The 17,693-nt window shown below is 67.4% G+C and carries 16 protein-coding genes; 7 read left to right on the forward strand and 9 right to left on the reverse strand.

The features are described from left to right. Positions 1-41: 41 nt before the first annotated feature. Positions 42-632 (reverse strand): IMPACT family protein, encoded by a 591-nt coding sequence (locus AC07X5_RS09275; protein ID WP_494769888.1) that lies wholly within the window; start codon positions 630-632, stop codon positions 42-44. A 240-nt stretch (positions 633-872) separates the two neighbouring features. On the opposite strand from AC07X5_RS09275, the gene AC07X5_RS09280 reads away from it, so the two are divergent. Continuing rightward, the gene (locus AC07X5_RS09280; RefSeq protein WP_409956934.1) at positions 873-1,091 is read left to right on the forward strand and encodes a hypothetical protein; all 219 of its coding nucleotides are present in this window, start codon (positions 873-875) and stop codon (positions 1,089-1,091) included. A 4-nt stretch (positions 1,092-1,095) separates the two neighbouring features. On the opposite strand, the gene AC07X5_RS09285 is transcribed toward AC07X5_RS09280, so the two are convergent. Together AC07X5_RS09285 and AC07X5_RS09290 are read right to left on the reverse strand one after the other, a co-directional pair. Further along, the gene (locus AC07X5_RS09285; protein WP_494769889.1) at positions 1,096-1,641 is read right to left on the reverse strand and encodes a GNAT family N-acetyltransferase; all 546 of its coding nucleotides are present in this window, start codon (positions 1,639-1,641) and stop codon (positions 1,096-1,098) included. Beyond that, on the reverse strand, positions 1,638-2,570 hold the full coding sequence (locus tag AC07X5_RS09290) for a bifunctional helix-turn-helix transcriptional regulator/GNAT family N-acetyltransferase (RefSeq protein WP_494769890.1): 933 nt from the start codon (positions 2,568-2,570) through the stop codon (positions 1,638-1,640). Before AC07X5_RS09290 ends, AC07X5_RS09285 begins: the two co-directional genes overlap by 4 nt. A gap of 171 nt (positions 2,571-2,741) precedes the next feature. Here AC07X5_RS09290 and AC07X5_RS09295 point away from each other — a divergent pair, with 171 nt between their 5' ends. Genes AC07X5_RS09295 through AC07X5_RS09305 form a run of 3 tightly spaced genes read left to right on the forward strand, consistent with a single transcriptional unit; the run spans position 2,742 to position 6,941 of the window. Beyond that, complete coding sequence (locus AC07X5_RS09295) at positions 2,742-5,129, forward strand: YgiQ family radical SAM protein (RefSeq protein ID WP_494769891.1); 2,388 nt, start codon at positions 2,742-2,744, stop codon at positions 5,127-5,129. A gap of 25 nt (positions 5,130-5,154) precedes the next feature. After that, positions 5,155-5,928 carry a helix-turn-helix transcriptional regulator gene (locus AC07X5_RS09300; protein ID WP_494769892.1) on the forward strand — a complete coding sequence of 258 codons (774 nt, stop codon included), beginning with the start codon at positions 5,155-5,157 and terminating at the stop codon, positions 5,926-5,928. Between the two features lie 53 nt (positions 5,929-5,981). Then, entirely contained in the window at positions 5,982-6,941 is a 960-nt protein-coding gene (locus tag AC07X5_RS09305; RefSeq protein ID WP_494769893.1) for a DMT family transporter, read from the forward strand. On the opposite strand, the gene AC07X5_RS09310 is transcribed toward AC07X5_RS09305, so the two are convergent. The 4 genes from AC07X5_RS09310 to AC07X5_RS09325 form a co-directional block, all read right to left on the reverse strand. After that, positions 6,890-9,310 carry an EAL domain-containing protein gene (locus AC07X5_RS09310; protein WP_494769894.1) on the reverse strand — a complete coding sequence of 807 codons (2,421 nt, stop codon included), beginning with the start codon at positions 9,308-9,310 and terminating at the stop codon, positions 6,890-6,892. The genes AC07X5_RS09305 and AC07X5_RS09310 overlap by 52 nt on opposite strands. Positions 9,311-9,614: 304 nt before the next feature. Beyond that, complete coding sequence (locus tag AC07X5_RS09315; RefSeq protein WP_409956921.1) at positions 9,615-10,079, reverse strand: hypothetical protein; 465 nt, start codon at positions 10,077-10,079, stop codon at positions 9,615-9,617. A gap of 112 nt (positions 10,080-10,191) precedes the next feature. Continuing rightward, a complete protein-coding gene (locus tag AC07X5_RS09320; protein ID WP_494769895.1) occupies positions 10,192-10,854 on the reverse strand; it encodes a DUF1294 domain-containing protein in 663 nt (220 codons plus the stop codon). 11 nt (positions 10,855-10,865) lie between these two features. Further along, entirely contained in the window at positions 10,866-11,756 is an 891-nt protein-coding gene (locus AC07X5_RS09325; protein WP_409956917.1) for a CoA transferase, read from the reverse strand. Positions 11,757-11,925: 169 nt separating this feature from the next. On the opposite strand from AC07X5_RS09325, the gene ygiD reads away from it, so the two are divergent. Continuing rightward, positions 11,926-12,792, forward strand: a complete 867-nt coding sequence (gene ygiD / locus AC07X5_RS09330; RefSeq protein ID WP_494770092.1) for a 4,5-DOPA-extradiol-dioxygenase — start codon at positions 11,926-11,928, stop codon at positions 12,790-12,792. Here the strand turns inward: ygiD and AC07X5_RS09335 are convergent. Further along, on the reverse strand, positions 12,789-13,331 hold the full coding sequence (locus AC07X5_RS09335; protein WP_494769896.1) for a nucleotidyltransferase family protein: 543 nt from the start codon (positions 13,329-13,331) through the stop codon (positions 12,789-12,791). The two genes, ygiD and AC07X5_RS09335, sit on opposite strands and share 4 nt — an antisense overlap. Positions 13,332-13,365: 34 nt before the next feature. Beyond that, positions 13,366-14,562 (reverse strand): amino acid aminotransferase, encoded by a 1,197-nt coding sequence (locus AC07X5_RS09340; RefSeq protein WP_409956914.1) that lies wholly within the window; start codon positions 14,560-14,562, stop codon positions 13,366-13,368. A gap of 105 nt (positions 14,563-14,667) precedes the next feature. On the opposite strand from AC07X5_RS09340, the gene uvrB reads away from it, so the two are divergent. Together uvrB and iscR are read left to right on the forward strand one after the other, a co-directional pair. After that, positions 14,668-16,758, forward strand: a complete 2,091-nt coding sequence (gene uvrB, locus AC07X5_RS09345) for an excinuclease ABC subunit UvrB (protein ID WP_494769897.1) — start codon at positions 14,668-14,670, stop codon at positions 16,756-16,758. Positions 16,759-17,045: 287 nt separating this feature from the next. After that, positions 17,046-17,582 carry a Fe-S cluster assembly transcriptional regulator IscR gene (gene iscR / locus AC07X5_RS09350; RefSeq protein WP_007851285.1) on the forward strand — a complete coding sequence of 179 codons (537 nt, stop codon included), beginning with the start codon at positions 17,046-17,048 and terminating at the stop codon, positions 17,580-17,582. The last annotated feature ends 111 nt before the right edge of the window (positions 17,583-17,693 follow it).

Consider the following 17,693-nt stretch of genomic DNA (forward strand, 5'->3'; position numbering starts at 1 on the left):
GCGGGGCCGAAGCCTTGTAGGCGCTTGTCCATTGTTCTGGCTCAGTCGGAGTCCAGCCACTCCACGCGCCCCTGGCCCTGGTCGTTGATGCGTTGCACGAATCCCTCGGCCTGCGCCTGGGGCAGTCGCACCTGCAGGGTGACCAGCGTGCCGTGCTGCACATCCAGCAGGTCAGCGCCTGCCGCTTCCACTTCTCGCCGCAGCAGGCCCTCCAGCGCGTAGGGCACCATGCACTGCAGCGTGGCCATGCGCTGCAGCGTCACCTTGGGTGCGCTGAGCAAGGCCTGGGCGATGGCGTCGGTATAGGCCCGCACCAGCCCGCCCGCGCCCAGCTTCACGCCGCCGAAGTAGCGCACCACCGTGGCCAGCACGCCTTCCAGGTCCTGGTGGCGCAGCACGTCCAGCATGGGGCGGCCGGCCGTGCCGCTGGGCTCGCCATCGTCCACCGCAGCCGACTGGCCACCCGCCAACAGCGCCCAGCAGACATGGGCTGCACCCGGGTGCTGCTTCCACAGCGCGTCCACCGCGGCCTGGGCGCTGGCCCGGTCGGCCATGGGCTGCACGCAGCCGATGAAGCGGCTTTTCTTGATGAGGAGCTCGCTGTGGGCGGGGGTGGCGAGCGTCTGTGGCATGGGGTGCAGAGCTTATCAGCGTTGAACAAGGGCAAAGATGTTGCGCAAACGCACCACTGTCGGCCCTGGTGGGCGGCAGTTATGTGACGCCTGTCACAGCCGCGCGCCCGCCGGTCGGCCATGGCCGTGTAAGTGTGCGTTCTGTCACAAGCGCGGATGCGGTCCGTTCCTACACTTGAACCCATAGCCGATAACTATTCTCGGTCAACAACAACGAATCAACGCACCCAAGGAACCGCCATGTTCGCCCTGCCACTGACTGCATCCCTTCCCAGCACGCTGGCCAGCCACCTGTTCGGCCGCTTTTCTGCACCGTCGGTGCCTTCGCCCATGTCCGTTGTGGCCATGCAGGCGTCGGGCGGTGCCGCCAGCGCGCGCCTTGCGCAGGTGGCCGAGGATTTCGAGGACGAGGAAGAGTTCGACCTGGCCCAGCGCGTACGCGAAGTGGGCGAGTGGTAAAAAATTATCGGGCCAAGGGCGCCAGAGGCTGCTGGTCGACCGCACGCGCCATGAGCACGCTGGTGTAGTTGGTGAGCGGCCTCCAGTCGCATTCGCCGACCACTTGGTAGCCCCAGCTTTCGTACATTGCAATCAACGCATGGGCCGGTTCGGCCGTGTCCAGTGCCAGGGTGGCGGCCCCGGCACGGCGCGCCCGGGCCAGCAGTTCCCCATGCAGCAGTTTCCCCAGCCCCATGCCCTTGAACCGGGGCGCCACGCAGAACTGCGTGATGGACCATACCGAGCTGTCACGGTACAGCGCCACCTTGGATTCCGGCTGCGGGGCGCGCAAGGTCGCTGTCGCGGCATAGTCCCCATCGATCTCCACCACCAGCGCCTGGCCCGATGCCAGGCGTTTTGCCGTGTCCTCCACCGTCTGGTGGGTGGCCCAATAGCGCAGGCCTTTGGCAGCGTGCGGGGCATAGGCGGAGTGGATCAGCGCGGTCAGGCGCGCAAGATCGTCATGCGCCGCCAGCGGGCGGATGGTGGGTGTGAAAGAGGAAGGGGTCACAACTTGAGTGACCAGGTTTCTCCCACCAATTGTTGCCCGAAGTCTTCGTACGGCTCCGATTTGTCCAACACAAATCCCCGCTTGGCATAGATCGAGCGTGCGGTAATGAGACAGCTGTTGGTCCAGAGCACCATTTTTTTGTAACCTTTGGCACGCGCAAAGGCGATGCACTCGTCCGTGAGCCGCGCCCCCAGGCCCATGCCGCGGGCCTTGGGTGAGAGGATCAGCATGCGCAGCTTGGCCGTGGTGGCCGACTTGCGCACCAGGAAGATGGCGCCCACGCGCTCGCCATCGAGCTCGGCGATCCAGCATTTTTCCCACTCGGGCTGGAACCTGCGCACGAACTGCGCGGCGATGTCGGCCACTAGGGCCTCGAAGCGCATGTCCCAGCCATATTCGCGCGCGTAGATCTCGCCGTGCTGCTGCACCACCCAGCCGATGTCGCCAGGCTGTGGGTCGCGCAGCACGGCCACGCGTGGGGCGCCGCCGGGAGCGGCAGGCTCCAGCAGGGCCTCGATGCGCTCCATGGCCTGCACCAGCTCTGCCTGCCGGGCAGCGGGCAGGGGGGCGAGCAGGGCGGCCGCCTCCTCGCGCGAGCGCTGTTGCAGTGGGGCAAAGGCATCGTGGCCTGTGGGTGTCAGCGTCAGCACGCTCTGGCGCGCATCCTTGGCGCTGGGCGCGCGGCTGATCCACCCGGCATTCTCGAAGCGGCGCAGGATGCGGCTCAGGTAGCCACCATCCAGCCCCAGCTCGCGCGCCAGCTCGCTGGCCACCAGGTCCTGGCGGTGCGCCAGCTCATAGAGGACGCGCACGTCGGTCAGCGACAGCTCGCTGCCCAGGTAGGGGTCGAGCACTCCGATGCGGCGCGTGAAGAAGCGGTTGAAACGGCGCACGGCCTTGACTGCGTCGGCGGGGGCGGCTTGGTTCATGATTGATTGCCCAAAGCATGCAATTAATTGACTTTGGCAAGTATATGCGCCTTTGGGCACAACCGGACAAAAGCTAGGACAAACCGGCCACAGCGACAAAACAGGCCCGCCAACGTAAAATCGCGGGTTATCCATAACGGCCTCGCCCATCCGAGGTCTTGCACCCCCCACATGAACGCCCCCGTCGACGTCTCCTTTTTCGCGCGCGCAGCCAAGCCGCTGACCAGCTACCGCCCTTATTGGGCGAAGCGCTTCGGCACGGCCAAGTTCCTGCCGATGAGCCGTGCCGAGATGGATCAGCTGGGCTGGGACAGCTGCGACGTCATTCTGGTGACGGGTGATGCCTATGTGGACCACCCGAGCTTCGGCATGGCCGTGATCGGCCGCACGCTGGAGGCCCAGGGCTTTCGCGTGGGCATCATCGCCCAGCCTGACTGGCAGAGCGCCGAGCCCTTCAAGGCGCTGGGCAAGCCCAACCTGTTCTGGGGCGTGACGGCGGGCAACATGGATTCCATGATCAACCGCTACACGGCGGACCGCAAGATCCGCAGCGACGATGCCTACACCCCGGGCGACGTGGGCGGCAAGCGCCCCGACCGTGCGGCCATCGTCTACAGCCAGCGCTGCCGCGAAGCCTACAAGGACGTGCCCATCATCCTGGGCGGCATCGAAGGCAGCCTGCGCCGCATTGCCCATTACGACTACTGGAGCGACAAGGTGCGCCGCTCGGTGGTGGTCGATGCCAAGTGCGACCTGCTGCTGTACGGCAATGCCGAACGCGCCCTGGTCGAGGTGGCGCACCGCCTGGCCGCGCGCGAGCCCGTGGAGCAGATCACCGACGTGCGTGGCACGGCCTTCGTGCGCCGGTCCGACGACGACAGCGGCAAGGGCTGGTTCGAGATCGATTCCACCAGCGTGGACGAGCCGGGCCGGGTAGAGGCGCACATCAACCCCTACATGACGACCAGCGAGCAGGCCGCCGCCCAGGGCAGCACCTGCAGCAAGGAAGATGGCACGCCGGATGCCGAGGCCGGCGCAGCCGCTGCGGCCGAGCCCAACCCCGCGATCCGGCCCATGCTGTTCGTGGCCAACCCGGCGCTCAAGGCCAAGCTCAAGGTGCCGCCGCGTGATCGCAGCGTGATCCGCCTGCCCAGCTACGAGCAGGTCAAGAGCGACCCGGTGCTGTACGCCCACGCCAACCGCGTGCTGCACCTAGAGACCAACCCCGGCAATGCGCGTGCCCTGGTGCAGGCCCACGGCGAGGGCGTGACCGCCCGCGACGTGTGGATCAACCCGCCGCCCATTCCGCTGACCACGGCCGAGATGGACCACGTGTTCGACCTGCCTTACGCCCGCGGCCCGCACCCGAGCTATGCCGACGAGAACGGCGGTCACGACGGCGCGACCAAGATCCCCGCATGGGAGATGATCCGCTTTTCGGTCAACATCATGCGCGGCTGCTTCGGCGGCTGCACCTTCTGCTCCATCACCGAGCACGAGGGGCGCATCATCCAGAGCCGCTCCGAGGATTCGATCATCCAGGAGATCGAGGACATCCGCGACAAGGTCGCCGGCTTCACCGGCACCATCTCGGACCTGGGCGGCCCCACGGCCAACATGTACCGCCTGGGCTGCAAGAGCCCCGAGATCGAGGCCGCCTGCCGCAAGCCGAGTTGCGTGTACCCCGGCATCTGCTCCAACCTGGGCACCAACCACGATCCGCTGATCAAGATCTACCGCCGTGGCCGCGCGCTCAAGGGCATCAAGAAGATCCTGATCGGCTCGGGCCTGCGCTACGACCTGGCCGTGAAGAGCCCCGAGTACGTGAAGGAACTGGTGCAGCACCACGTGGGCGGCTACCTCAAGATCGCGCCCGAGCACACCGAGCAGGGCCCGCTCACGAAGATGATGAAGCCGGGCATCGGCAGCTATGACAAGTTCAAGCAGATGTTCGAGAAGTTCAGCGAAGAGGCGGGCAAGAAGCAGTTCCTGATCCCGTACTTCATCGCCGCGCACCCGGGCACCAGCGACGAGGACATGATGAACCTCGCCATCTGGCTCAAGAAGAACGGTTTCCGCGCCGACCAGGTGCAGACCTTCTACCCGAGTCCCATGGCCACGGCCACGGCCATGTACCACAGCAACAAGAACCCGCTGCGCAAGATCACGCGCGACAGCGAGGGTGTGGACATCGTGCGCGGCGAAAAGCGCCGCCGCCTGCACAAGGCCTTTCTGCGCTACCACGACCCGAACAACTGGCCGCTGCTGCGCGACGCGCTCAAGGCCATGGGCCGGGCCGACCTGATCGGCAACGGCAAGCACCACCTGATCCCGACCTTCCAGCCCCTGACGGACGGCGGCTACCAGAGCGCGCGGCGCAAGAACTCCACGCCCGGCAGTGCCAAGGCGGCCACTGCGGCTGCGGCATCCAAGTCCTCCCAAGGTGTGGCGCTCAAGTCCACGCAGCCGCAAAAGGGTCGCATGCTCACGCAGCACACCGGCCTGCCACCGCGTGTAACCGGCTCGGCCAAGCCCTCGGCCGGCCGCAAGGGCCGCTGAAGACGGGCACCCAGCCCGGCCCGCAATGCCGCAGGAGCGCATCCTCTACGCCGACACCGCTGCGTGGCGGGTGGAGCGGGTGGTCAAGCCCGCGGGCGTGGCCCATGCCGGCGGCGCCCTCTACCAGGTGGCCACGCCGCGCTGGGTCTATCCGGTGTGTGGTGTGTCCGAGTTCCACATGGAAGGGCAGCAACTGCTGCTCGACGGGCTGACCGTGGTGGCGCTGCCCACCGGGCTGCCGTACCGCATCCACGAGTGGCAGGCCGTGGAGCGCTGCCACATGGTCGTCAGCATGCAGCCGGGCGGCGCATCGGCTGGAAATCTGGGTGGTGCATCGGCCTGGACGCTGCCGCCACGGGCCCTGTGGCAGTTGCGCCTGCACTGGCGTGCGCTCGCACAGGGGCGCGAGCAGGCGGCCGGGCCCGTGCTTGGGCAGGGTGTGCCGAGCGGCAACAGCGCCATGGCCCATGCCGCGGTGGCGCGTGCACGGCGCTTCATGGCCACACGCACCGCGGCTGCCGATGGCATGGGCTGGTCGTTGCACGACGTGGCGGATGCGGCGTGCTGCTCCTACTTCCACCTTGCGCGCCTGTTCCGTACCCACACTGGCCTGGGCCTGCACGCCTACCGCGAGCAATTGCGACTGGCGGCGGCGCTGCAGCGCCTGGACGAAGGGGAGGGGGACCTGGCCGCCCTGGCGCATGACCTGGGTTACAGCAGCCAGAGCCATCTGGGTACCGCGTTCCGCCGCGCCATCGGCGTGACGCCGGCGCAGGCGCGGCAGGCGCTGCGCTGCTGACCGGGGCAGGATTCTGATAGCCGGACCGGGGGTGCCGCGCCGAGACTGCGGGCATGCCTGCTCTCGCATCCTCCTTTCGCCGCCTGTGTTCTTCCATTCCATCGCCCTGGGTCGGCTGGCTGGCCGCCCTGGCCGCCGCGCTCATCGGCAGCGGCTGGCAGATCGCCTCGCGCCATGGGGTCATCACCACCCTGGGGCCGGTCGAGCTGGCCGTGCTGCGCTATGCGATACCGGCCCTGGTGCTGGCGCCGTTGTGGCTGCGGCACAGCGGATGGCCGGCCGGCCTGTCGCGCCTGCGTTGTGCGCTGCTGGTGCTGTGCGGCGGCCTGCCGTTCGGCCTGGTGGTGCTGGCCGGTGCGCGCTGGGCTCCCGCTGCGCACATGGGCATCTTCGTTGCGGGCAGCCTGCCGGTGTTCACCGCGCTCGGGGCCTGGCTGGTAGGGGGAGAGCGGCTGGCGCCCTCGCGGCTGCTGGGCTTGGCGCTCATCGTGGCGGGCATGGCGGTCTTTGGTGCCGGCGGCTGGCGCACGGCGGACGGGGTCTGGCGTGGCGATCTGCTGTTCCTGCTGGCGGCGCTGCTGTGGTCGGTGTACACGCTGGCGTTCCGCGCCAGCGGCCTCACGCCATGGCAGGGCGCCGCCGTGGTGAACCTGGGGTCGGCCCTGTTGTTGCTGCCCGTGCTGGCGCTGGTGGGTGCACCGCGCCTATTGTCGGCGCCATGGACCGATGTGGCCTGGCAGGCCCTGGGGCAGGGGGTGATGGCCGGTCTGCTGGGCCTGGTGGTCTACAGCGTGGCGATTGCACGGCTGGGGGCGGCGCGCGCCGCCCTGTCGGCGGCCCTGGTGCCGCTGCTCACGGCGGCGGGTGGGGCCTGGCTGCTGGGTGAACCTGTCTCGGGGGCCTCGCTGGGCGCCGTGCTGCTGGTCGTACCCGGCCTGGCCTTGGCCAGCGGGGCCCTGGTTCAGCCGCTGCGCAGGCAGTCGGCCAGCGCAACGGGCCGCGAAAGGGCATAGCCCTGCGCATGGTCGACGCCGATGCTGCGCAGCGCATCGACGATCTCCATGGACTCGGCAAACTCCGCGATCGTCTGCTTGCCCATGACATGGCCGATGTGGTTGATCATCTCCACCATGGCGCGGTTCGTCGGGTCGTCCAGCAGGTCGCGCACGAAGCTGCCATCGATCTTGAGGTAGTCCACCGGCAGGTGCTTGAGGTAGGTGAAGGAGGACATGCCCACGCCGAAATCATCGAGCGCAAAGCGGCAGCCCAGGTGCTGCAGGTCCTTCATGAACCGCACTGCGCTGGGCAGGTGGGAGATGGCGCTGGTCTCGGTGATCTCGAAGCACAGGATGCGCGGGTCCACCGCCGACTGCCCGATGGCGGTGTGGATGAACCCGAGCAGGGTCTCGTCGCCCAGGCTGGTTCCCGACAGGTTGATGGCGCAGGTGTGCACGGGCGCCGCGCCGCTGGTGGCGAGGTGCTGCGCCAGGGCGTCGAGCGTGTGCCGCACCACCCAGCGGTCGATGGCCGGCATCATGCCGTAGTGCTCCGCGGCCGGAATGAAGCTGCTTGGAGGGATCAGTTCCCCCGGGTCCTCGGCCAGGCGCAGCAGCACCTCCAGGTGCAGGCCGGCCCCGGCGCCCTGCAGCGCAGTGATGGTCTGTGCGTGCAGCCGGAAGCGGCCATGCTCCAGCGCCAGGCGCAGGCGCCGCACCCAGTCCATGTCGCCTTCGCGGCGGCTCATCTCGATGTCCTGTGCCTGGTAGACGAAGACCCGGTTGCGGCCGCCCTCCTTGGCGCGGTAGCAGGCCATGTCGGCCACGCGCATGGCCTCCTGGATGGTGTTCAGGGCCGGGATCAGCTGCACCATGCCGATGCTCAGGCCGGTGGTCAACTGCCGCCCTTCCCACAGCACGCGCAAATCGTGTCCGGCCTGGCGCAACTGCTCGGCAATGCGCGCCGAGGGGCCGGGCGGGCAGTCCTTGAGCAGGATGCCGAACTCGTCACCCCCCAGCCGTGCCAGGGTATCGCCCTCGCGCAGGTGGCTCTGCAGCATGCGGCAGACCTCGCGCAGCATCTCGTCGCCGGCCTGGTGGCCGCAGGTGTCGTTGATGAGCTTGAACTGGTCCAGGTCCACATAGAGCAGGGTGCCTTCGCGCCCCATGGCACGCGGCTGGCTGATCAGGGCCTCCAGCCGGCGTTCGAACTCGCGCCGGTTCACCAGCCCGGTGAGCGCGTCGTGGCTGGCCTGCCACGACAGTTGCTCCACATAGTGCCGCTCGCGCGTCACGTCGTGCAGCACCAGCACCACACCGGTGGGCTGGCCCTGGTGGCGGATGGCCGAGCCCACGAGCTTGATGGGTACCAGGCTCTGGTCGGGCCGCACCACGGTGGGGGTGAAGCCGTCGCGGTGGATGGGCGCGCCGCGCAGCACCCGCTCCACCAGTCGGTCGGCCCCCAGGGCGCCGGTGCCGTCATTCAGTTGCAGCACCTGGGCCAGCGGGCGCCCGATGGCCTGCTGTGCCGGAATGCCCACCAGGGCCGCTGCCGCAGGGTTGAGGTAGCGCACCTCGCCCTGCAGGTCGGTGGTCACCACGGCATCGCCAATCGCTGCTAGCGTGACGTGCGCCTGCTCGCGCTCGGCGTCGAGCGCCTGCTCCACGCGCTGGCGCTGCGCCAGCAGGCTGCGGGTGTGCCAGGTGGTCAGCAGTATCAGCGCAGCCGCCATGCCCGCATTGGCCCAGAGCAGCCATTGCACGATGCGCCGGGAGCTGTGCCCGAGCGATGCGCTGAAGGCGCGGGCCGCCGGCGTCGCGCCCGCGTTGATGGCGCGGATGCGGGCCTGCCAGTCGCGGCGCGTGGCGGCGTCCACCAGGCCGCTGGTGTGGCCATGCTGGATCTCCTGCGACAGCTGCAGCAGGCTGTCGATGTGGCGGTCCCCGACCAGCCAGTGCACCAGCGGCTGCTGCATGATCTCGTAGCGGTTGAACCAGCGCAGCAGCCAGATCAGGCTGTCAATGTCCTCGGGGTGGTTCTCGCCGCGCGCAAAGCCCTCGCGCGCCGCGTTCAAGTCGGGCGGGCTCGTCTCCAGCAGGGCCAGCCGCGCCGCCTTGTCGCCCAGCGGAACGTCGATGGCCTTCCTGAACTGGGCATAGGCGTCCGGGGAGCCCGTGGCGGCGTAGCGGTCCAGGAAGTAGATGGCGTCCTTCTGCCCCTTGGTCCACAGGCTTTCACCGGCCACGAAGGCCCGCACGGCCGACAGCACGTGCAGGCTGCCCGATGCGCAGGCCGCCAGCACAACCACCATGAGCAGGAAAGGCCAGGTGATCCGCAGCGTGGAGCGCAGCGGTCCCTGGCGGGGTGGTTCGCGCACATCGGCCATGCACGGCTGCCGCTTGCGCTTCAGGGCCCGGTGGCCCAAGGCGCCCCGGGTGAGGCACCGTGGCTGAAAAACCCCATACGATTCCCTCCCGTGCGGTGGGCGGCATTGGCTCCCCAGGGCGAGGGCGCCGGTGGGTGAGCGGGTGAGCTGGCCTGCCTTGCAAAACCACTATATCGACAACCTGGCGGTTTGGCAGCAAATCATTGGCGGCAGCGGATGCGAAAAAACCCGCGTGCCTTGCGGAACGCGGGTTCGTCGCGGGTGGAGGCGCCGGCCTTGCCGGTCCGCGGGGGGGGGGCGGGGTTCAGTCCGTCGCGGCGTGCGTGCCGACCACCACGGACTGGGTCTTGTCGTCCGCCACGGGCGGTGTCACCAGGTCTTCGATGATGAAGGTGCGGTAGTAGAAGGCCGTGGCCGCACCCTGCGGTGTGATGGCGTCGACCACGGTGTCGGGCTCGTCCTTGCTGTCCATCTGGATCAGCAGGCCATGGTGGCCGGTGCCGGCCAGGTCGGCGATGCGGCGCACCATGTCGCCTTCGGCGCCCACCGAGGGCAGCGGGGCATCGGCCGTGCCCAGCGTGCGCACGATGTCGGCCATGATGGCCTCGGGGCTGGCATAGGCCAGTTCGCCCTTGTGGCCCGCGGCTTCGAGTGCCGCCGCCGCCTGGCGCACGCAGTCCTCGTCGGGGAACAGGGCGAACACATGCCCCGTGGGGTAGAAAACGCCGCCCATATTGGTCATGGTGGAGTCAAGAATCATTGGCTTCATGGCCGTCTCCTTTGGAGGGGTGGATACCTGACCATTGAAGCCCCTGGCCGCGTGGGCGCGTGTAGTCCCAGCGACAATTTACCTGTCATCCCCTCCGTGGAACGCGGTTTGCTCAGCCGATCCAGCGCACAACCCAGGCGGCCAGGCCCGCGCAGTTCGCCATCACGGTGGCCCAGTACGCCACTCGGAATTCGGTCTTGCTCGATTTGTGGCGCAGCATCTGCTGGGCGAACCAGGCGCCGGGCCAGCCGCCGGCAAGGGCCAGCAGGTGCAGGTTGTTCTCCGGAACGCGCCATCGGCCGCTTTGCGCGGCGCTTTTGTCCACGGCATAGACAATGAAGGTCAGCAGATTGAGCGCCACGGCTGCGCCCAGCAGCCACAAGGCCAATCGGCCGTTCCATACGCCAAAGGCCAGCAGGGCCAGCCACACTGCCATCAGCAAAAAAGCCAAGCCCTGCAAGGCCGGGGACTTGCCGGATCGGGCTGCGCGCGGCGGCTGCTGTTTCCGTCGCGGTGCAGCCGCCGTCCTCGCCTGCGTGGGTCGGGTGGCAGACGCGCTGGCTGCGCGGGCACCCTGCGGCTGCACTGCCATGGCCCGCGGCCCTTTCCCGCCCACATGGATTTCCTCGTACACCACCGCCTGGCCTTCGCGCGGCGCGCTGCCGCCCCGGTAGTCGCGCACATGGAAAAACACGTCCGCATCGGTGTCCTCGCTGCGGATGAAGCCAAAGGCGCGCTCGGCATTCCAGCGCACCACCGTTCCCTGCTTTTGCATCGGGGTACCCGTCAGGCCAGGGTGTGCAGGGGAATGTCCTGCGCCTGCGCCAGCGCATCGAGCTGCGCACGGGTCTGCGTGCGCAGGAAGGCGGCCACGGCCTCATGGGTAGCCGCGGCGCGCAGCACCTGGGCATCGCCCGTGGCGGGCAGGCCGGCCGCAGCGCACAGGCTGGCGGCAAAGTGCGGCTCCAGAGCGGCCACGGCCACGCGGCCATCGGCGCAGGGGTAGATGCGGTAGCCGGCGTGGTTGCCGCCCACGTCGCCGTCGGGCGTGGTCAGGCCCCAGTCGCGCGGCTGGGCCAGCCAGGCGGCGGCATCGGCCAGTGCGACCTCGATGCACACGCCGCTGCCGGTGTGGGCGCGCTCCAGCAGGGCCTGCAGCACAGCCTCGCTGGCCATCAGCGATCCCCCCATGTCGGCATACAGCGTGGGCGGCATCTCGGTGCCGGTGACCAGGCCGGCATCGGCCAGGTAGGTGAGGTCATGGCCTGGCTCCTCGGCCCGCGCGGCGGCCGCGCCGACGATGCGCACCAGCGACAGGCGCGGGTACTTGGCCTGCAGGGCCTCCCAGGCCAGGCCCAGCTTGGCCAGCGCCGAGGGGCGGAACGAGGTGATGAGCACATCGGTGCGCGCCAGTTCCCCGTGCAGCGTGGCCTGGCCCTCGGCCGTCTTGAGGTGGGCGTGCACCACGCGCACCCCCTGGTGCAGCGTGGCATAGGCGGCCGGGCTGTAGATGCCCATGGGGTCGGCGCTCGGATAGCCGGGCACCGGCGGGGGTTCCAGCTTGGTGCACTCGGCGCCCATGCGCGCGCAGCGCATCAGGGCGGCGGGGCCGGGCAGGTTCAGGGCAAGGCTCAGGACGCGGGTGTTGCGCAGTGGCTGGGGCAGGGTGGTGCTCATGTCTCTTTATGGAAATGGAACAGGTGGCGCGAGGTGGATCGCTGGCCGGAACTTTGGCCCGGCCGGTCGCTCACTCCCTGCGTTATACAAAATTTGTTACTGTCTCCCATCCATGCAACGCAGAACCTCTTTGGCCGCCCTCGCGGGTCTGGCCGCTTTTCCGGGAGTGATGACCGTGACTTCGCTGAGCAGTGCCGCCTCCTTGCCCGCGTTGCAAGCCCTCAAGCCGTCGCCGCGCATGCCGGTGCTGTTCCTCGGCCATGGCAGTCCCATGAATGCCATCGAGGACAACGCCTGGCGCCGGGCCTGGCAGGCGCTGGGCACGGAGCTGATGGCGCGCGCGGTGCAGCCGCAGCTGATTCTGTGCATCTCGGCCCACTGGCTTACGCGCGGCGGCTGGCAGCTCACGGGCATGGCCAACCCCAAGACCATCCACGATTTCGGCGGCTTCCCGCAGGCGCTGTTCGACCAGCAGTATCCCGCGCCCGGTGCCCCCGCCGTGGCGCGCACGCTGGCCAAGGAGTTGAAATCACCGGCCACCGGGGCCGCGCTGGGCGTGGACGAGAGCGAGTGGGGCCTGGACCACGGCACCTGGTCGGTGCTCAAGCCCATGTTCCCCAAGGCGCAGATCCCCGTGCTGCAGCTGAGCATGGACTACAGCCGCGCCCCGGCCGAGCACTATGCCCTGGGCAAGCAGCTGGCGGCCCTGCGCGAGCGTGGCGTGCTCATCGTGGGCAGCGGCAATGTGGTGCACAACCTGCGCGCCACACGCCGGGGCACGGCCGCCAACGAGGCCTACGACTGGGCCAACGAGTTCGATGGGGTGGTGCAGGACCAGATCAAGCAGGGCCAGCTCGATGCACTGGCCAGCTTCCTGCAGCTCGGCCCCGTGGCGAAGCAGGCCCACCCCACGCATGAGCATTACCTGCCGCTGCTGTATGCGGCGGGGGCGGTGCAGTCCACCGAGATGCCGCGTTTCTTCAACACGGGCTTCCAGTCGGCATCTATTTCGATGCGCTCGGTGTTGTGGGGTTAGCGCTGTATCTGCAGCCACGGCCAGCGCTGCTGGTAGCTCGCGGCCTTGGCATCGAACAGCGGCAGGTGCGGGCAGGGAGGGTTGGGCCGCAGGATGCCGGCATACAGCTCATCGAGCCCATACGGCGCGTGCAGTGCCGGGCCTGACGGAGCGGGCTGCAGGCCCACGCAGGTGCACGGCACCAGAAAGCGGCCAATCCCGTCGCGCGCCGACGTGAGGGCGGTGTAGGGGTAGCCGAACCATTCCTCGTACCACAGGTGCACGCGCGCCTGGTTCTTGGCTTCCACGGTGATGGGCAGGTCGGCGAACAGCGCCTCCGCGCGTGCCTGCATGGCTGCTTCGCCTTCGGCGGACAGGTCGTCCGCGTCAAAGTAGAAAAGGTCGTAGTCCTTGATGTGCGCCTCGGGCGCATGGCCTGCGTGCAGGTTCCAGACGGTCTGGAACAGGCAGCCCGCGACCAGCCAGGCATCGGGCAGGCCCAGAAGCGGCAAACGCTCCAGAAGGGCCGCGTTGTGCGGGTTCTGGAGCGCTTCGCTCACAAAGCGGCGCTGCAGCGCCGCTTCAGCGTCCCAATCAGACAACCTTTGCGATGGATTGGCAGACGTAGTCGATGTTCTTGCTGTTCAGGGCGGCAACGCACATGCGGCCGGTGTCGGTGCCGTACACGCCGAACTCGTTGCGCAGGCGCACCATCTGGTCCTTGGTCAGGCCCGAGTAGCTGAACATGCCGATCTGGGTGGTGATGAAGGACATGTCCTGCTTCACGCCAGCGGCCTTCAGGCCGTCCACCAGCTTCTGGCGCATGGCCTTGATGCGCACGCGCATTTCGGCCAGTTCCTTCTCCCACAGGGCGCGCAGCTCGGGGTTGCCCAGCACGGCAGCCACCACGGCGCCGCCATGGATGGGTGGGTTGGAGTAGTTCGTGCGGATCACGATCTTGAGCTGGCTCAGCACGCGGCCGGCTTCTTCCTTGTCCTTGCACAGCACTGACAGGCCGCCCACGCGTTCGCCGTACAGGCTGAAGCTCTTGCTGAACGAGGTGGAGACGAAGAACGTGAGGCCGGCGGCCACGAACTTGCCGATCACCGCACCGTCTTCGGCGATGCCGTGGCCGAAGCCCTGGTAGGCCATGTCCAGGAAGGGGGTCAGGCCCCTGGCCTTGACGGCGGCGATCACCTGGTCCCACTGCGCGGCGGTGATGTCGTAGCCGGTGGGGTTGTGGCAGCAGGCGTGCAGCACGACGATGGTGCCGGCGGCGGCCGCATTCAGGCTGGCCAGGAAGCCTTCGAAGTTCACGCCGCGCTTTTCGGCGTCGTAATAGGCATAGGTGTCGACCTCGAAGCCGGCGTTGGTGAACAGCGCGCGGTGGTTTTCCCAGCTCGGATCGGAGATCAGTACCTTGGCGTTGGGGCTGACCTTCTTCAGGAAGTCGGCGCCGATCTTCAGGCCGCCGGTGCCGCCGATGGCCTGCACGGTGGCCACGCGGCCGGAGGCCACGGGCTCGCTGTCCGCGCCGAAGACCAGGGCCTTGACGGCGTTGTCATAGGCCACGATGCCGTCGATGGGCAGGTAGCCGCGGGCGGTGGGGGCCGACATCATGGTCTTTTCGGCGGCCTGCACGCACTGCAGCAGGGGCAGCTTGCCGTTGTCGTCGAAATACACGCCCACACCCAGGTTGACCTTGTTGGGGTTGGTGTCGGCAGCAAATTGCTCGTTGAGGCCCAGGATGGGGTCGCGGGGTGCCATTTCGACGGCGGTGAACAGAGACATGAAAATCCTTGAAAGGTTGTCAGTAGCGAAGAATCCAGGCGTGGTGTACTGTGCCGGGTTCCACCGATTTTAACGGGCGGCCCCCCGCAACCGTTGACACACCCCATGCCGGATATTTCAGAAGTCATGTCGGACGCGCAAGAAGGCGAGTTCGTGCGCTTTCCCGATTCGCCGTTCGAGCTGTTCCAGCCCTACCCGCCAGCAGGCGACCAGCCCGAGGCCATCGACAAGCTGGTCGAAGGCCTGAACGACGGCGAGGCCTTCCAGACCCTGCTCGGTGTGACGGGCTCGGGCAAGACCTTCACCATGGCCAACGTGATCGCCCGCATGGGCCGCCCGGCCATCGTTTTCGCGCCCAACAAGACGCTGGCTGCGCAGTTGTACAGCGAGTTCCGCGAGTTCTTCCCGAAGAACGCCGTGGAGTATTTCGTGAGCTACTACGACTACTACCAGCCCGAGGCCTATGTGCCCCAGCGCGACCTGTTCATCGAGAAGGACAGCGCCATCAACGAGCACATCGAGCAGATGCGCCTGTCGTGCACCAAGAGCCTGATGGAGCGCACCGACGTGGTCATCGTGGCCACGGTCTCGGCCATCTACGGCATCGGCGAGCCCGAAAGCTACCACCGCATGGTGATGACCTTGCGCACCGGCGACAAGTTGGGCCAGCGCGACGTGATCGCCCAGCTCATCCGCATGCAGTACCAGCGCAACGAGGCCGATTTCTCGCGCGGCAAGTTCCGCGTGCGCGGCGACACCATCGACGTGTTCCCGGCCGAGCACTCGGAGCTGGCCATCCGCATCGAGCTGTTCGACGACGAGATCGAGAGCCTGCAGCTGTTCGACCCGCTCACGGGCCGGGTCAAGCAGAAGATCCCGCGCTTCACCGTCTATCCCAGCAGCCATTACGTGACGCCGCGCGACAAGGTGCTGGCTGCCGTGGAGACCATCAAGATCGAGCTGGCCGAGCGCCTCAAGCAACTGCTGGACGACGGCAAGCTGGTGGAGGCCCAGCGGCTTGAGCAGCGCACCCGCTTCGACCTGGAGATGCTCAGCGAAGTAGGGCACTGCAAGGGCATCGAGAACTACACGCGCCACCTGTCGGGCGCCGCGCCGGGCGACCCGCCGAGCACGCTGACCGACTACATGCCCAAGAACGCGCTGATGTTCCTGGACGAGAGCCACCAGATGATTGGCCAGCTCAATGCCATGTACAGCGGCGACCGCTCGCGCAAGACCACGCTGGTGGAGTATGGGTTTCGCCTGCCCTCGGCGCTGGACAACCGGCCGCTCAAGTTCGAGGAATTCGAGCAGCGCATGCGCCAGGTGGTCTTCGTCTCGGCCACGCCGGCCGACTACGAAAAGCAGCACGCCGGCCAGGTGGTGGACCAGGTGGTGCGCCCCACGGGCCTGGTCGACCCGGTGGTGGAGGTGCGCCCGGCCACCCACCAGGTGGACGATGTGCTGCAGGAGATCCGCATCCGCGCCGAGAAGCACGAGCGCGTGCTCATCACCACGCTGACCAAGCGCATGGCCGAGCAGCTGACCGACTACCTCACGGACAACGGCGTCAAGGTGCGCTACCTGCACAGCGACGTGGACACGGTGGAGCGCGTGGAGATCATCCGCGACCTGCGCCTGGGCGCCTTCGACGTGCTGGTGGGCATCAACCTGCTGCGCGAGGGGCTCGATATCCCCGAGGTCTCGCTGGTGGCCATCCTCGACGCGGACAAGGAAGGTTTTCTGCGTGCCGAGCGCAGCCTGATCCAGACCATCGGCCGGGCGGCGCGCAACATGAACGGCCACGCCATCCTGTACGCCGACCGCATCACCGACTCCATGAAAAAAGCCATGGACGAGACGGAACGCCGGCGCGCCAAACAGATCGCACACAACGAGGCACACGGGATCACGCCGCGCAGCATTGTCAAGAGGGTAAGAGACCTGATTGACGGTGTGTACAGCGAAAAAGCGGGCAAGGACGCCGAGCGGCTGGAGCAGGAAACCCTGCAGCGCGCCAAGGTGGAGGACATGTCCGAGAAGGATGTGGCGCGCGAGATCAAGCGGCTCGAGAAGCTCATGCTCGACCATGCGCGCAACCTAGAGTTCGAGCAGGCGGCGCGTGTACGCGACCAGCTCACGCGGCTGAAGGACCAGGCCTTCGGTGCGCATGGCAACGATTCCGTGGCCTTGTAGAGAGCGTGGTGCGCCCCGACCTGAGGGACAGGGCGCACTGCAGGGCGAAGGGCTGTCCGTAAAAACGCGTATGGGGAAATAGTGACCCGCTGGTTTCTTATCCCGACTGATTCAATAGGGATTTGTGCTATACTCCTACAAACTACTCAAGAACAAAAGCCCACAAGATGAAGGGCTCCGCACCGGGTAACCGTGTGGAGTAAGGGGCGGAGACGGTGTCGTTGCTGGCCAACAGCCTGCAGTCGGCAGTTTCTACAACGAACAAGCCTTAGCACAAGGAGCTTGCGATGCGTCTCACTACCAAAGGCCGTTTTGCGGTCACCGCCATGATTGACCTGGCCCTGCGCCAGAACAACGGACCCGTCACGCTGGCTGCGATCAGCCAGCGCCAGCAGATTTCGCTGTCCTACCTGGAACAGCTGTTCGGCAAGCTGCGCCGCCACGAGCTGGTGGAATCCACCCGTGGCCCCGGCGGCGGCTATACGCTGGCCCGCAAGGCCGGCGACATCACCGTGGCCGACATCATTGTTTCCGTGGACGAACCCATTGATGCCACCCAATGCGGCGGCAAGGAAAACTGCCTGGGCGAAGCCGGCCGTTGCATGACGCACGAGCTGTGGGCATCGCTGAACCAGCGCATGGTCGAGTTCCTCGATTCCGTCACGCTGCAAAAGCTGGTGGAAGAACAACTGGCCAAGGGCGTCCAGATCGAGGACAAGCCGGTCGTGCGCCGTGCCATCTCGACGACCCCCGTGGTCAAGCCGATCCGTGTGAATGCCCCGAATTCGGTGTTCGCGCTCGGCAACGTTTTCGCCAAGTCCTGACCGCCAGATGCACCTTGCCGGCCCTGGGGTCGGCACCGCCCTGAACGTCTCCTGATTCTGTAACCAACTGTCCAACTGTTCTTCGTTCGTTGTTTGCAAGCCCGTCCAGCC

The sequence above is a fragment of the Acidovorax sp. GW458-11-26-14-TSB4 genome (assembly GCF_059423865.1).